We start from the raw sequence: 14,268 nt of genomic DNA, 5'->3' as shown, positions 1-14,268 counted from the left end.
GGTGGCGACATCGCGCGGGTAGGTACGCCGGGCGCCGAGAAGGATCACGGCGTTCGCCCGAGCGGCGCGAGCATGAGCAGCAAGGCGTACCGCAGACCCTGGGCCTGGTTCCGGTCCCCGCCGAGCAGGTCGGCCACGAACCCGAAGACCACCGGGGCGATGGCCTCGGCGCCCATCCACAGGAAGGTTCTGACGCTCTCGGCGCGTCCCCACAGGCGGAAGTGCGGGTCTCCGGCGCATATCGATGGTGGACCCAGGGCAGGACGTCGCGGTGGGGGAGTCCGGACGTCCATGCCTTCCGGGCGGAGTTCGGGATGCCCCCGGCGTGTTCCGCGCCCTCGCGCGTTCGGCGTCCTCGACGGTGTTCCGGGACGAGCGGGGACGGCCGGCCGCAGGTAGGGCCGACCGTCACCGCGGAACCGGCGGGCCGGTCAGACGGTGGCCTCCACCAGGGCGTTGACCTCCGGGAGGACGGCGTCCGAGACCCGGATCCGTCTTTCGATCAGCCCGTTGGCGTGGAACAGATCGGCGGCCCGCTGCTGTTCGGCGACGAAACCGTCGTCGACGGGGCGCAGCCCCCATGGCCGGGTACGGAGCGCGTGCTCCCAGGCGTCCAGATCCCCGCCGTCGTCGGCGGCGAACAGTTCGGCCGCGGCACGCGGGTTCTCGCCGGTCCAGGCGTCGGCCTCCTGGAGCGCGGCGACGATCGCGGCGAGTTCGTCCCGCCGCTCGGTGGCGAAGGACCGGCTCGTGAACCAGAGCGATCGGTGGCTGAACAGCCCGTCCGTCTCGATGACCGTACGGACCGGTGCCCGCTGCTCGACCTCGGTGAGGTACGGGTAGGAGCCGACCCAGGCGTCGACCCTCCCGTTCAGGAAGAGCTCCGCGGCGTTGCCGTAGGCGTCGACCGGCTCGATGTCACTCCACGTCAGCCCGGCCTGTTCCAGGGCGAACAACAGCAGTGTGGTCTGCCAGGACCCGTGACCGAGCGCGACCCGGCGGCCCTTGAGATCGCGCGGGGTGGTGATCGGTGAGTCCGCCGGTACGACGAGCCGGCCGTTCTCGACGCGTGGTCCGGAGACGGCGACATAGACGACGTCGTGGCCCTTGGCCTGGGCGGTGACGGGCGGTGTCGATCCGGTGCCGATAAAGTCGTACCCGCCGTCGAACAGGTGGTCGCCGTGGGCCGAGGGCAGGCCCTCGGTGGGCGCCGGTCGCTCGCCGGCGGGCAGGGACCGCAGATCGACCCACTGGACGTCGGGGACGGCACGTTCCAGGATGCCGCGGTGCCGCAGCACCCACAGCGAGTTGTTCTGCGGGAAGAAGCCGACGCGCAGGCTCATGACAGTCGTCCTTTCAGCAGGGGCAGTACGTGGCGGCCCACGCGGCGGGCCTCCTCCAGATGGGGCACCCCGGCGAGGATGAAGGCGTCCACGCCGAGGCCGATCAGTTCGTCCAGACGCTCGGCGACCTGGTGGTAGTCGCCGACGAGCCCGAACAGCGGACCGGGCCGGAGCCGGTTGAAGCCGCCCCACACGTTGGGCTGGACCTCCAGGTCGCGGAAGGAGTCACCGGCTCCGGCGGTGAAGCCCTGGCTGCGCCGCCAGCCGACCGACTCGCTCGCCTGCGGTGTCCGCGCGGCCTCGCCGATCCGCTCCCACCCGCGGCGGACCTCCTCCCATGCCTCGTCCTCGGTCTCCCGGGCCAGGACGTCGACCCGTACCGCGAACTTCGGCGGCGTGTCGGCGTGCCGGCGGACGAGGTCGAACTTCTCGGCCAGGGCGTCGAACGGCTCCAGCCAGGACAGGTAGTGATCGGCGTGGCGCCCGGCCGCGGCGATGGCGGCCGGCGAGGAGCCGGAGAAGTAGATCTCCGGGAACGGCTGGCCGCGCAGTTCCTCGGGCAGCACCGCGCCCTCGACCCGGTAGAAGCGGCCGTCGTGGTCGTACGGGCCGTTCCACACGCCCTTGAGGACGTCCAGGAACTCCGAGGTCCGGGCGTAGCGATCGTCGTGCTCGACCTTGTCGCCCCACCAGAGCTGCTGCGGCCCGCCCCCGCCGGAGATGATGTTGTAGACCACCCGGCCGCCGGTGGCGGCCTGCAGGCTCGCCGACATCCGGGCCGCCTGCACCGGGTGCAGGAACCCGGGCTGGAAAGCGATCATGAAGCGGTACGCGCGGGTCTCCCGGGCGAGCGCCGCCGCCGCGGCCCACGGATCGTCCGTCTGCGGGAAGGACGGCATGAGGCCACCGACGAACCCGGCCTGCTCGGTCGCCCACGCGACCTCGGACATGTAGTCCAGCGGCCCGTAGCCGTCCGGCCCGCCCTCCCGTCGGCCGGGACCGAGGCTCCCCGGCAGGTACGGCCCGAAGCCGCCGCGGGTGATGTCGCCCAGCCGCAGCGCCGGGGCATCGCCCTCCATGGCGATCCGCCAGTAGATGTCAACCGGCATGCTCGATCTCCTTCTCCAGCAGCGGCAGCACGCGCTGTCCCAACCGGTAGGTGTCCTCCGCGGGAGCGGCCAGGTCGAGGAGGAACTCGGTGATGCCGCGATCGCGATGGCGCCGGATCTCGTCGGCGAGTTCGCGTTCGGCCCGGTCGGTGGCGGCGAGCTGGGCGGGAACCGTGAGGCGTACGGCGGCGGCGACGCCCTCGGGGATCAGGGCCGGATCGTCCTCGGGGCCGAGCACGTGGACGTCGGCGTGGCGGGCCGACAGTTCCAGGGCGGGCGCTGACGTGCCGGACAGGTACACGCGTGGGAACGGCCGCGGCGTCCGCGATGGGGGCAGCCCGCCGTCGAGCACCTGGAAGTACTCGCCCTCGTAGGTGTATCCCTGCCGGTCCCAGACGCCCTTGGCGATGGTGAGGAACTCCTCGGCGCGCGTGTAACGAGCCGGTCCTTCGAGGAAGTCGCCGTGGGCGCGGGCCACCGCGGGGTCCAGGTCGACGAGGAGGCGCCACCCGAGCCGTGCGCCGGTGTACCGCTGCAGCGAGGCGGACAGCTTCGCCGCGTAGACCGGGGTCGCGATCGCGGGATGGAACTCGGCGATCACCTCGATGTGCCGTGAGTCGCGCAGCAGCTCGGCCGCCACGATCAGCGAGTCGCGGCCGTCGGGGTCGAACGGCACCAGCGCGCCGTCCCATCCGGCCAGTTCGGCGCCGCGGCCGACCAGGTGGTGCTCGCCCTGAGGCCCGGGCGGGCGCGGGTCGGTCACGAACTCGGGCAGCACCACCGGGGTGCGGCGACGGGTCGGCACGACCACGTGGAAGCGGGTCATCTCACTGCTCCTTCCGAGGCCGTCGGCACCGGCCGGTGATCCGATTCGCCGTGTCGTTCGGGTGGTGCTCCGCCGCCCTCCGGCGCCGCCGCCTCGCGAACGCCGAGATCGGCGAGCAGCCGGCGGCGCAGCGCCGTGAAGGATGGGTCGGTGACGTCCCGGGGCCGGTCCCCGGTGACCGTCTCGTCCGTGACGAGGTTTCCGTCCTTGAGCACGGCGACCCGGTCGGCGAGCCGGACCGCCTCCTCCACGTCGTGGGTCACCAGCAGCACGGCCGGCCGATGGGTGCGGACGAGCTCGCCGACGAGGTCCTGCATCCGCAGTCGGGTCAGCGCGTCCAGGGCGGCGAACGGCTCGTCGAGCAGCAACAGCTCAGGCTCCCTGACCAGGGCACGCGCCAGCGCCACGCGCTGTGCCTCCCCGCCGGACAGGGTGTGCGGCCAGGCTCGCGCGTGCTCGGCCAGGCCGACCTCGGCCAGGGCCCGCAGCCCCCGGTCCCGGACCTCCGCCGTACGCTTCAGGCCGACGAGCACGTTCCCGAGAACGCGCTTGGACGGGATCAGCCGGGGTTCCTGGAAGACGATGGTGCGGACCTTCGGCACCAGCACGGTTCCCGAATCCGGGCGTTCCAGCGCGCCGAGGATCCGCAGCAGCGTCGTCTTGCCCGTTCCGCTGGCGCCCAGCAGCGCCACGAACTCTCCCCGCCGGATGTCGAGGTCCAGGCCGTCCAGCACCGAGCGGGAGCCGAAGGTCCGGCGCAGCCCCTCGACGTGCACCGCGACGCTCATCGTGCCTCCCCTCGCGGACGCCAGGGCATCAGCACGCGTTCGGCGCCGCGTGCGACCAGGTCGGCGACCAGCCCGAGCAGTCCGTAGATCAGAACGCAGACCGACAGGATGTCCGTGCGCGAGAAGCTCTGCGCCTGGGTCATCAGGTAACCGAGTCCGGAGGTCGAGTTGATCTCCTCGGCGGCGATGAGGGCGATCACGCTGAGCGTCATGGACAGCCGGAATCCGGCCAGCAGTGACGGCAGCGCCCCGGGCAGCACGACCTCCCGTACGGTCGCCCAGCGGCCGAGCCCGAAGGAGTCCATCGCCTCCACCAGCCGCCGGTCGACGGACCGTACGCCGCTCGCCGTGGACACGTACATCGGGAACGTGGTGGCGACCGCGATGAGGATCACGCGGGCCGTCTCGCCGATGCCGAACCAGACCATGAACAGCGGCACCAGCGACAGGAACGGCAGCGCCCGCAGCAGTTGCAGCGGCGAGTCGAGCAGCTCCTCTCCCAGCCGGGAGAAGCCGGTGACCACCCCCAGGACGAGTCCGGCGGTGAGTCCGCAGGCCAGGCCCAGCACGGCTCTGGTGAGGGAGACCCGGAGCGCGGCGGTGAGCTGACCGTCGGCCCACAGTTCCCGGGCCGCCTTGGCGACGGTCGCCGGTGAGGCGAGCACGTCCGCGCTCAGCACCCCGGTGGCCGAGGCGATCCACCACGCGGCGACCAGCGCCACCGGCCCGGCGACGCGCAGGCCGAGCGTCAGGCCGCGCCGGCGTGGCCGCGAAAGGCGGGGCCGCGGCGCGACCAGCCCGGGATAGGCGACGCTCACGACCCGCTCCCGGCGAGGGACAGGACGTGGGGCCGTACGTTCACCGTCGTCGGGATGATCTTCTGCTCGGCGAAGAAGCGAGCGACCTCTCCGAAGTCGGTCACGTTCGACGAGCCGATCCGGTCCGGCGCGGCGGTCTGCGCGAGATCCTGAACCGTGAGCTGCCGCGCGGTGCCGCTGACCGCCTGGGGCCCCGCGTCGGTGAAGACGTTGACGTACGAGGCCGGGTTCTGGGCCTGCCGCCCCCCGGCGTCGTGCAGGTACTGGTAGAACGCCTGGACGACGGCGGGATGCGCGTCGGCGAAACCGTTGCGCACGGCCCAGACCGAGTAGTTCTGGGAGCCGATCTGCCCGCCGGTGACCAGGAAACGCGCGCCGGTGGAGGCGATCTCGGGGATGGAGTAGGTGGACCAGACGGCCCACGCGTCGACCTGACCGGAGTTGAAGACCGGCGCCGTCTGCGCCGGGTTCAGGTAGACACGGGTCACCCGGGCGGCCGGGACCCCCGCCGAGGCCAGCGCCTTCAGCAGCAGGTACTCGGCGGTGCCGCCCTTGTTGACCGCCACCTTCTTACCGGCGAGGTCGCGCACCGAGGCGATCGGCGAGCCCTTGCGGACCAGGATCCCCTCTCCGGTCTTGTTCGGGGCGATCTGCGCGAACAGCTTGAAACCCGGATGCTGGGCGAGCGCGGCGATCGCCGAGGTGATCGAACCCTGCGCGACGTCGAGCTTGCCGGCGTCGAGTTCCTGCGCGGCGGGTGCGAACGGCCCGGAGCTGCCGGTCCAGGCGACCTTGGCGTGCGCGGCGGCGAGCGCCTTGGCCAGGCTGCCGTCCTTCTTGCCCAGCGCCAGCACCCCCGCGTTGCCGGGGTCGGGGATCCTGATGGTGACGGTCGAGTCGCCCGCCGAGTCGTGCTTCGACGAGCCACCGCACCCGACGGTGGTCAGCAGGAGGGCGAGGGCTCCGGCCAGCGGGGCGGCGAAGAGGCGTGTCATGGCTGTTCCTCGGTGATGAAGGGGAGGCCCGCGGTGAGCTTGCGCGCCTCGGTCAGGGGTGCGGGGTCGGCCCAGGCGGTGACGTCCACCGGGGCGTCGTGGAATCCGTGGCGGCGCAGGAAGTCCTCCTGCTCGGCCAGCAGGGCGAGGCGGTCGTCGTCGAGGGTCGCGTGCAGGTGGCGGTGGTAGTCGCCGCGGTAGGCGGCGGCCACTCCGACCGGTCCCGAGCCGGTCTCCGCCTGCAGGATCCGCCCGACCTCGGCCGCGTGGTCCTTGGCCCAGTCGGCGGCCCCCAGCAGCACGGCGAGGAACCGGACGACCAGCTCCGGATGGTCGTCCAGCAACCGCTGGTCGACGGTGATCGGGCGAGGGGTGCCGTTGTTGATCCGCGACCGGGGGTCCGGGAGCGCGTCCAGATCGATGGCCACCTCGGCGCCGTATCGCGCGGCGGTCTCCACGGCCACCGCGCCCTTGGTGTAGACGGCGTCCACTCGCCCGTCGCGCAGCGCGGCCAGCTCGGTCTCCCATTGACCGGGCCGGTCGCCCGCGAGTTCGACCAGCTCGCAGTCGTCCAGGCTCAGCCCGGCCTGCGCGAGGGCGCCGTCGAAGCCGCGCAGCGCCATCGCCCGCCAGAAGTCGATCTCTATCGCGCGACGCGGGACGGCCAGCCGGCGCCCCTTGAGATCCGCCGGGCCCTCGACCCCCGAGTCGGGCCGACCCACGATGACCTGGCGCTCCTCGATCCACGTCAGGCCGATGAGCCGGGTCGGCGCGCCGGTCGAGCGGGCCCAGAGCGCGGGGACGTTGCCGCCCTCCCGGATCAGGGTGGCGAGGCGATGCCGGAAATGCTCGCCTCGTACGCCCTCGGCGTCGGCCTCCTGCAGGGAGCGGACGGTGACGCCGTCCCGGGCGAACTCGGCGGCGAGCCAGCCGCGGTCGGCGGCGATTCCGGTGGCCGTGGGCACGGGACAACGGGTGAACCAGAGCGTGGTGGGAGGAGCGGTGACCATGACCGTGAGGATTCACTACTTTTCCTACCTATTCAACATAGATCCCATGATGTGGGAAGATCTCTCCGAAGTCTCGTTAGTACGCGCACCGTGTCGCCGGGAGATGAGGAGATGGTTGCTGCGATGTGGGCAGGTCGCCGATGCCCGTGACCAACGGATCCGCGGGTGCTCAGGCGGTGCACCGGGCCCTGAACGTGCTCGAGTGTTTCCGCGACAACGCGCAGTCGATCAGCGCCTCCGACATCGCCCGCCGGCTCGGTCTCAGTTCCTCCACCGCGCACCGTCTCGCGCAGGCCCTGGCCGAGGCCGGCTTCCTCGAGCGGGACCTGCTCACCGCGCGGTACCGGCTGGGGCCCTCGGTCCTCGAACTCGGCCTGCTCTCCTACCACCAGCGCGGGCTGCATCAGGTCCTGCCGGAGCTGGACCATCTGTCGGAGCTCACCGGTGCCACCGTCGACCTGGCCATCCGCAGCGGGCGACACGCCGTCCTGGTCGCCGGCGGCACCGTACGGCGGAGTTCCACCGGCGTCGGACTGCGCCGCCCGCTGTACTCCACCGCGCTGGGCAAGGTGCTCCTGGCCTGGGCGCGCCCCGGCGAGGACGACCTGTCCGACGTCGGTCCGCTCCGCGCGCTGACCGACCGCACCATCGTCGACCCGGCCCGGTTGCGCGCCGAGATCGACCGGGTGCGGGCCCGCGGTTACGCCCTCAACGACGGGGAGTCCGCCGAAGGCGTTCGCACGGTCGCTGTGCCGCTGCTCGACCGCACCGGGTACGTCCGCTTCGCCCTCGCCGTGCGCTCGACCCCCGAGGTGATCGGCGACGCCCGCATCCCATGGCTTCTCACCAGGGCCAGAGCCTGCGTCCGGGCCTTGGAGGTGCTCCTGCTCACCCCTGCCGAACGCGGCCACGCCGACCCGGAGCCGACGCCCTGAGCGACGAGGCCGCGGATCCCGGACCGCCCGACCATGATCAGGTACGGATCGTCAACGGACCTGGCAAAAGTCCATGAGGCGCGGCCCTACGGCGGTGTGGACGTGATGACGTCGATCTCTGAGTCGAACTCACAAGGAGCTCAGATGATCAAATCTCTCGGCAGGCGCGCCGCCGCCGTCGCGACGGCGGTGCTCGCGGCCGGTGGCCTCGGCGCCGCATGGCAGACGACCGCGCGGGCCGCCACGTTCTCCGCCCCCTTCACCTGCAACATCGGCGACCTCGGACAGACGGCGGCCGTCCTCAACGGCTGGCTGAGCCCACCCGGGAACACCTTTGACGGGCCGGCGCGCTTCCTGCTGCACATCTCGAACCTGAACCTGCAGGCGCCGTTCCCGATCGACTCGTGGAGCGGCGCCGCCTGGGTCAACGTCACCGGCGCCGAGAACACGACCTTCCAGGTGACCGGCTCTGGGGGCGCGGTCCCGGAGCAGGGCGCGCTGGCCGGCGACCTGGCCGGCGACTGGGCGCCGACCGCGGCCGGGACCCACCTGCTGAGCGTCGGCGGCATCGAGATCACCGCCAACAGCTCGCAGGCCGGCAGCGTCGCCGTCCAGTGCGTGCCGAACGGCACACCGATGGCCGAGGTCATCCAGGTCGCCGCACCGTACCGCGGGCAGTGGGTCCGCCCACCGGTTCCGCTCTTCCACGTCGGACCGTGGTACCGCCCGGGCATGATCCTCCAGCGTCCCGTGTGGGTCCGGCCGGGCGAGCATCGTCCCGGCTGGAACGGCCCCGGCTGGTACCGCCCGCCGGTGTACAACCGGCCGGTCGGCCCGGGAGGCGGCTGGTACCACCCCGGCACGCCGATCCGCCACGGCGGCTGGTCGCGCCACCACTAGTCCGCGGTTTCCGGGTCTCCTCGGCGACAAGATCTTTTATGCTCGGCTCGCGGTGCCGCAGCAGTCGCCGAGGATCGGACAGGAGCGGACATTGGCCAAGACCTATCGCGTAGGAACCGGCACGAGATTGGTGAACCACGTCTTCCGGGCGATGACCCGCCTCGGGCTGGGCAAGGGCTATCGGCACGTGCTGACCGTGCGGGGCAGGACGACCGGCCGACCGTATTCCATCCCGGTCGACGTCATGCGGAACGGCGACGGGCGATGGCTGGTGGCCGCCTACGGCATCACCAACTGGGTGCACAACGCCCGTGCGGCAGGGGAGGTGGAGATCGCCCGAGGGCGTTATCGAGAGACCTTCCGCGTCGCCGAACTGGCTCCCGAAGACAGCGTTCCGGTTCTCCGGCAGTACCTGCGCGAGGTGCCCATCACCCGTGCGTACTTCGACGTCACACCCGACTCGACCGACGAGCGGTTCGCCGCCGAGGCTGCTCGCCATCCGGTGTTCCAGCTGATCTCCGACACCGCGCACGCGTGAACCCGTGCCCCGACAGCGCCGTACGCCAGGCCGGCGTACGGCGCCCCTTCACAGCCCGAAGGTCTTGCCGATGATGTCGCGCTGGATCTCGCTGGTCCCGCCGTACACGGTCGACACGACGGTGGACCGCAGCAGACGTTCCATGCCGTACTCGGTCGCGTAGCCGTAGCCGCCCATCATCTGCATGCCGTCCAGCGCCATGGCCTTGGCGAACTCGGTGGCCTTGAGCTTGGCCATGGACGCCTCCCGGGGGAACATCCGGCCCGGTTCCGCGTCGATCCTGCGGGCGACGTCGTGGACCAGCAGCCGCGTGCACTCCAACTCGGTCGCGTGGTCGGCGAGCCGGTGCCGCAGCGCCTGGAAGCTGCCCACCGGCCGGCCGAACTGCCGGCGTTCGCGTACGTAGGACACCGTGTCGTCGAAGGCCCGGCGCGCGGTGCCGAGCATCATCGCCGCCAGGATCATCCGTTCGAGGTTCAGCCCCGCCATCAGCTGCCGCCAGCCCTGGCCGACCTCTCCGACGACGGCGTCCTCCGGGAGGAGGCAGTCGGTGAAGTACAGGTCGTTGACCTCGCGCCCGCCCATCGTCTCGATGCCGTGGACGGTCAGCCCCTCGACGCCGGCGGGGACGGAGAACATGGTCAGGCCATCGTGCTTGTCGCCGGAGTTCGACGTGCGCGCGACGAGCAGGATGTGTTCGGCGATGTGGGCGTTGGAGCACCAGGTCTTCTGCCCGTTGATCACCCATCCGCCGGCACGCTGTTCGGCCTTACAGGTCAGCGCGCCCACGTCCGATCCGGCGCCCGGCTCGGACATCGACACCGCCAGCACCTCGCCGCGCAGGAAGTCGCCGAGCACCCGGCGTTTCTGCTCCTCGGTGCCGAACCTCTCGTACGACGCCGCGGTGATCGCCGAGGTGGCGAACCCGCCGATCGGCGCCTGCCAGTAGCCGGTCGTCTCCAGGAACAGCACCAGGTCGGTCATGCCCTGACCCGCGCCGCCGTACTCCTCCGGCACGGCGATCCCGAGCCAGCCCAGGTCGGCCATCTTCTCGTACAGTTTCGCGCTGTGCGGCGCGCGGCCGCCGTCGGTGTGCTCGAGCCACTTCTCCCGGGTGCCGACCTCGTGCCGGCAGAGGCCCTCGACGGCGGCGACGAAGTCGCGCTGCTCATCGGTCAAGATCATGAGGTTCGTCCTCCCGCGTAGAGCTCGTCGATCTCGGCGGCGTAGCGCTCTTCGATCACGCGTCGCTTGAGCTTGAGCGTCGGCGTGAGCTCCCCGCTGTCCGGACCCCACGGGTCGCCGAGCACGCGGAACGCCTTGATCTGCTCGGGCCGGGACAGCACGCCGTTGGCCCGCTGGACCGCGGCGGCGAGCTCCCGGCGGATCAGCGGGTCGGCGGCGAGCGTCGCGAGGTCCATCGTCGCCAGGCCCCGCGCCTCGGCCCAGGCCGGCGCGGCCTCCTCGTCCAGCACCAGCAGCGCCGTCACGTACGGGCGGCGATCACCGATCAGCACGGCGTGGCCGATCAGCGGGTGTCCGCACAGCAGGGACTCGGCGACGCTCGGGGCGATGTTCTTGCCGCTGGAGGTGATGATCAGCTCCTTCTTGCGGCCGGTGATCCGCAGCATGCCGTCGGCGTCGAACGCGCCGAGGTCGCCGGTCGCCAGCCAGCCGTCGGAGTCCACGGGGGATTCGATCCGCCCGTCCGGCCGCAGGTAGCCGAGGAAGACCAGCGGTCCGCGGACCTCGACCTCACCGTCGGCGGCCAGGCGTACCTCCATCCCCGGCAGGGGCAGGCCGACGGTGCCGGGCCGGTAACGGTCGGGATAGGTCGTGGTCGCCGCTCCCGTCGTCTCGGACAGGCCCCACACCTCGGTGATCGTCAGGCCGAGACCGCCGAAGAACTCCAGCGCCTCGGCCGAGATCGGAGCGGATCCGCTGCCCGTGCGGATCGCCTCGGCGAGCCCGAGCCGTTCCCGCAGCGGGCCGAGCACCGTCCGGTCGGCCTCCGCGTGCGCACGGGCGAGCTCTCCGGGCACGTCTCCGCCGTCGGCCCGGATCCGGTAGACCTCGCCGGCGAGCTCGCGCGCCCGCTCGATCACGCCTCGGGTCCCCTCGTCCAGGCCGGACAACTGGTGCTGGACGCCTGCGGCGAACTTCTCCCAGACGCGGGGCACGCCGAAGAACCCGTGCGGCCGCACCGCCCTCAGCGTCTCGGGAAGCCGGCCGGCATCCTGGCAGATCGTCACGTGCCCCGCGGTGTAGACCGGCAGGTACATGCCGAGCACCCGCTCGGCCACGTGCGCCAGCGGGAGGTAGGCGACCTGCCGCGGATGGAGGGGGCCGGGCTGCATCAGCTGCTGCGCGGCGCACTGGTAGAGCACGTTGCGGTGGGAGAGCACCACGCCCTTCGGATCGCCGGTCGTGCCGGAGGTGTAGATCATCGCCACGGGGTCATCCGGCTCGACCCGTTCGAAGTCGTCCGCCGCGGGAGGCGTCGCCGCCAGCTCGGCGTAGGGGGTGAGGTGATCACGGGCGCCGTCCAGCACCACGACCGCCTTCAGCCAGGGCATCGCGGCCAGCGCCGACTTCCACCGGTCCAGCTCGGCGGCGCCCTCCAGCACCACGACCGTCGCGGCGCTGTGCCGTGCGATGTGACGAATCTGCTCAGGACTCAACGTGGCGTACGTGGTGCACGGAACGGCCCCGAGCTCGGCCGCGGCGAAGTCGACGACCCAGTGCTCCGGGCGGCTGGACATGTCGATGAGCATCCGGTCACCGCGCCGCAGCCCGAGCGCGCGCAGCCCGCTCGCCACGGCCAGGACCCGGTCGCTCAGCCGTCGCCAGGTCCAGGTGCTCCCGTCCGCTCCGGTGACGGCGGGGAGGCCGCCGTACTCGGTGGCGTTGCGCCGCAGTAGCCGGGGCACCGTCTGTGTCCCCATCGCCGCGTCCACGTCGGCAGCCGTGATCATCCGTCGCTCCCTTCACCGGGTGCTCCGCGCGAACCCATCACAAACCCGAACGAGGTTCAGTGTCAATAGAAGGACCGAATAGTCACTTACTTAATTCGTCATCGCTCCAGGTAGACGCGTCTGATCGTGTGACGAGGCGGCGATTCCGTTCTTGCGTCGGTCGTTACACTCGGCCCATGTCGAGTCAGCGCCGAAGGCCGAAGGACCGCAAGGCGGCGATCGCCCTCATCGCCGCGGAGCGCTTCTGCGCCCGCGGTTACCACAACGTCGCGCTGGAGGACATCGCCAAGGAGGCCGGCATCACCGGCCCGGCGATCTACCGGCACTTCCCGACCAAGCAGACGTTGCTCGCCGCAGCGGTCGAGGAGCTCGGCGCGCACTTCGCGGAATGCGTCGCGGCCGGTGCCGGGGGAGACGCCCCGGCCGACAGCCTGGACGCCGCGTTGCGGGCGCTGGTGCGCTTCAGCTTCGACCGGCGCACGATGGCCCGGCTCTACCAGTGGGAGAGCCGCTACCTCGACGCCGGCCGGCAGGCCGCGCTCGCCGGCCCGTTCGCGAACGCCGTGCGCGCGCTGCGCGAGATGGTGTGCGGTGCCCGGCCCGGACTGCCGAAACGCGACGCCGCGACGCTGGTCACCGCGGCGCTCAGCGTGATCGCGAGTCCCTCCACCCACCGGGCGGCCCTGGCCCGGGGCAGGGCCGAACGCACCATCCTCGAGTGCGCCACCGCCGTGATCGCGGCGAACCTTCCCCCCGCGCCGTCGCGGCGGACACCGCCGCCGCGTTCCCGCGCGGACCGGTTCGCGCTGCTGCCCCGCCGGGAGCGGCTGCTCGTCGAGGCCGTCCGCCTGTTCCACGAACGGGGTTACCACCGGGTCAGCATGTCCGAGATCGGGGAGGCCGCCGGGATCAACGCCTCGAGCGTGTACTCCCACTTCGCGAGCAAGACCGATCTGCTGGCCGCCGCCTACTACCGGGCCACCGGCCGCCTGGAGCAGGCCGTCGCCGAGGCGCTGGGCGACGCCGGCACGCCGGCCCAGGCGCTGCGCCGGCTGATCGACACCTATGTCAGGAGCACGTTCGAACAGGCGGATCTCGCCGGGGTCTACCTCTCCGAGAGGGAGAACCTGGCCCCGGCCGACCGCCGGCGGCTACAGGCCGCCCAGCGACGGCACGTGGACACCTGGATCGGTCTGGTGGCCGAACTGCGCCCGGAGGAGGAACCCGCCGCGATCCGCTACCGCGTGCACGCGGCGTTGAACGTGGTGACCGACCTCGCTCGGTCGGCGAGCCCGTCGGCGACCGAGGCGAGGACCATCGCGTTGCTCCACCCGATCCTGGAGCCGTCGGGCGGCGGGGTCAGCCGGACGGTCGAGGCTCGCGGTCGGCGAGGGCGGTGAAGATGCGCGCGCACTCGGCGACGAGTTCGTCCTCGCTCATCGCGAGCGTGCCGGACAACCATGCGGTCAGGATCTGCGCCAGGCCGCCGACGACGAACTGGGCGGCGAGTTCCAGCCGTGGACCGTCGGGGATCCCGTAGGACCGACGTGCCTGCCCGCTGAGCAGTCGTGCGAAGAACCTGGAGGACTCCAGGCGTCGCCTCGCGAGCACGGGATCCGTCAGCGTCACGGAGAACAGCACCCGTCCACGCCGGGGATCCCCGGCCACCGCGCGGACGAGTCGCTCGAGCCCGGCCCGGATCTTGGCTTCGGCCCGTGGCCCGGCGGCCTCGACCGCGGCCAGGGTGGTGGCGGCGATGGTCTGCACGACGTGCTCATGGACGGCCGACACCAGCTCGTCGCGGTCGGCGAAGCTCTCGTAGAAGTAGCGCGGGGTCAGCCCCGCCCGCCGACACACGTGGCGGACGGTGAGCTGTTCCTCCTCGGCCGCCCCCAGCAGGTCGAGTCCCGCCTCGATCAGCTGGGCCCGGCGTTCCGTCCTGCGATCGGCGCCGGTCATCCCCCCGTAGACCCGCATCTCCGAAGCAGCCATGCGGCCATCTTGACAGATCGTCCACGCGGGAGTCTGATC

At 71.8% G+C, this 14,268-nt stretch carries 15 protein-coding genes; 4 read left to right on the top strand and 11 right to left on the bottom strand.

The genetic code is table 11. The annotated features are described in order from the left end of the window. Nucleotides 1–44: 44 nt before the first annotated feature. From AB0K82_RS18885 to AB0K82_RS18850, 8 genes are all read right to left on the bottom strand, one after another. Nucleotides 45–176, bottom strand: a complete 132-nt coding sequence (locus AB0K82_RS18885; RefSeq protein WP_364398453.1) for a hypothetical protein — start codon at nt 174–176, stop codon at nt 45–47. A gap of 255 nt (nt 177–431) precedes the next feature. Continuing rightward, the gene (locus tag AB0K82_RS18880) at nt 432–1,343 is read right to left on the bottom strand and encodes an ABC transporter substrate-binding protein (protein WP_364398451.1); all 912 of its coding nucleotides are present in this window, start codon (nt 1,341–1,343) and stop codon (nt 432–434) included. Further along, nucleotides 1,340–2,452, bottom strand: a complete 1,113-nt coding sequence (locus tag AB0K82_RS18875; RefSeq protein WP_364398449.1) for an LLM class flavin-dependent oxidoreductase — start codon at nt 2,450–2,452, stop codon at nt 1,340–1,342. The genes AB0K82_RS18880 and AB0K82_RS18875 overlap by 4 nt, the downstream gene beginning before the upstream one ends. Continuing rightward, nucleotides 2,442–3,278 (bottom strand): LLM class flavin-dependent oxidoreductase, encoded by an 837-nt coding sequence (locus AB0K82_RS18870; protein WP_364398448.1) that lies wholly within the window; start codon nt 3,276–3,278, stop codon nt 2,442–2,444. The genes AB0K82_RS18875 and AB0K82_RS18870 overlap by 11 nt, the downstream gene beginning before the upstream one ends. Continuing rightward, entirely contained in the window at nt 3,275–4,066 is a 792-nt protein-coding gene (locus AB0K82_RS18865; RefSeq protein WP_364398446.1) for an ABC transporter ATP-binding protein, read from the bottom strand. Before AB0K82_RS18865 ends, AB0K82_RS18870 begins: the two co-directional genes overlap by 4 nt. Then, a complete protein-coding gene (locus AB0K82_RS18860; protein WP_364398444.1) occupies nt 4,063–4,884 on the bottom strand; it encodes an ABC transporter permease in 822 nt (273 codons plus the stop codon). Before AB0K82_RS18860 ends, AB0K82_RS18865 begins: the two co-directional genes overlap by 4 nt. Continuing rightward, nucleotides 4,881–5,879: an NrtA/SsuA/CpmA family ABC transporter substrate-binding protein gene (locus tag AB0K82_RS18855; protein WP_364398443.1), complete on the bottom strand. Its 999-nt coding sequence runs from the start codon at nt 5,877–5,879 to the stop codon at nt 4,881–4,883. Before AB0K82_RS18855 ends, AB0K82_RS18860 begins: the two co-directional genes overlap by 4 nt. Beyond that, nucleotides 5,876–6,889, bottom strand: a complete 1,014-nt coding sequence (locus AB0K82_RS18850) for an ABC transporter substrate-binding protein (RefSeq protein WP_364398441.1) — start codon at nt 6,887–6,889, stop codon at nt 5,876–5,878. The genes AB0K82_RS18855 and AB0K82_RS18850 overlap by 4 nt, the downstream gene beginning before the upstream one ends. A 146-nt stretch (nt 6,890–7,035) precedes the next feature. On the opposite strand from AB0K82_RS18850, the gene AB0K82_RS18845 reads away from it, so the two are divergent. The 3 genes from AB0K82_RS18845 (at nt 7,036) to AB0K82_RS18835 (ending at nt 9,262) form a co-directional block, all read left to right on the top strand. Continuing rightward, nucleotides 7,036–7,824, top strand: coding sequence for an IclR family transcriptional regulator (locus AB0K82_RS18845; protein WP_364398439.1), 789 nt, complete (start codon nt 7,036–7,038; stop codon nt 7,822–7,824). 144 nt (nt 7,825–7,968) lie between these two features. Then, the gene (locus tag AB0K82_RS18840) at nt 7,969–8,724 is read left to right on the top strand and encodes a hypothetical protein (protein WP_364398437.1); all 756 of its coding nucleotides are present in this window, start codon (nt 7,969–7,971) and stop codon (nt 8,722–8,724) included. Between the two features lie 91 nt (nt 8,725–8,815). Next, nucleotides 8,816–9,262: a nitroreductase family deazaflavin-dependent oxidoreductase gene (locus AB0K82_RS18835; protein ID WP_364398435.1), complete on the top strand. Its 447-nt coding sequence runs from the start codon at nt 8,816–8,818 to the stop codon at nt 9,260–9,262. A gap of 48 nt (nt 9,263–9,310) precedes the next feature. Here the strand turns inward: AB0K82_RS18835 and AB0K82_RS18830 are convergent, their stop codons facing one another. Together AB0K82_RS18830 and AB0K82_RS18825 are read right to left on the bottom strand one after the other, a co-directional pair. Then, the gene (locus AB0K82_RS18830) at nt 9,311–10,447 is read right to left on the bottom strand and encodes an acyl-CoA dehydrogenase family protein (RefSeq protein ID WP_364398434.1); all 1,137 of its coding nucleotides are present in this window, start codon (nt 10,445–10,447) and stop codon (nt 9,311–9,313) included. Continuing rightward, on the bottom strand, nt 10,444–12,237 hold the full coding sequence (locus AB0K82_RS18825; protein ID WP_364398432.1) for an AMP-dependent synthetase/ligase: 1,794 nt from the start codon (nt 12,235–12,237) through the stop codon (nt 10,444–10,446). Before AB0K82_RS18825 ends, AB0K82_RS18830 begins: the two co-directional genes overlap by 4 nt. Before the next feature lie 176 nt (nt 12,238–12,413). On the opposite strand from AB0K82_RS18825, the gene AB0K82_RS18820 reads away from it, so the two are divergent. After that, a complete protein-coding gene (locus AB0K82_RS18820) occupies nt 12,414–13,637 on the top strand; it encodes a TetR/AcrR family transcriptional regulator (RefSeq protein ID WP_364398430.1) in 1,224 nt (407 codons plus the stop codon). Here the strand turns inward: AB0K82_RS18820 and AB0K82_RS18815 are convergent. Then, entirely contained in the window at nt 13,597–14,229 is a 633-nt protein-coding gene (locus tag AB0K82_RS18815) for a TetR/AcrR family transcriptional regulator (RefSeq protein WP_364398428.1), read from the bottom strand. The genes AB0K82_RS18820 and AB0K82_RS18815 overlap by 41 nt on opposite strands. Nucleotides 14,230–14,268 lie beyond the last annotated feature (39 nt).

The organism is Actinoallomurus sp. NPDC052274 (genome assembly GCF_040679475.1).
GTDB lineage: Bacteria > Actinomycetota > Actinomycetes > Streptosporangiales > Streptosporangiaceae > Actinoallomurus > Actinoallomurus liliacearum.
This window is presented reverse-complemented; position numbering and strand designations above follow the sequence as displayed.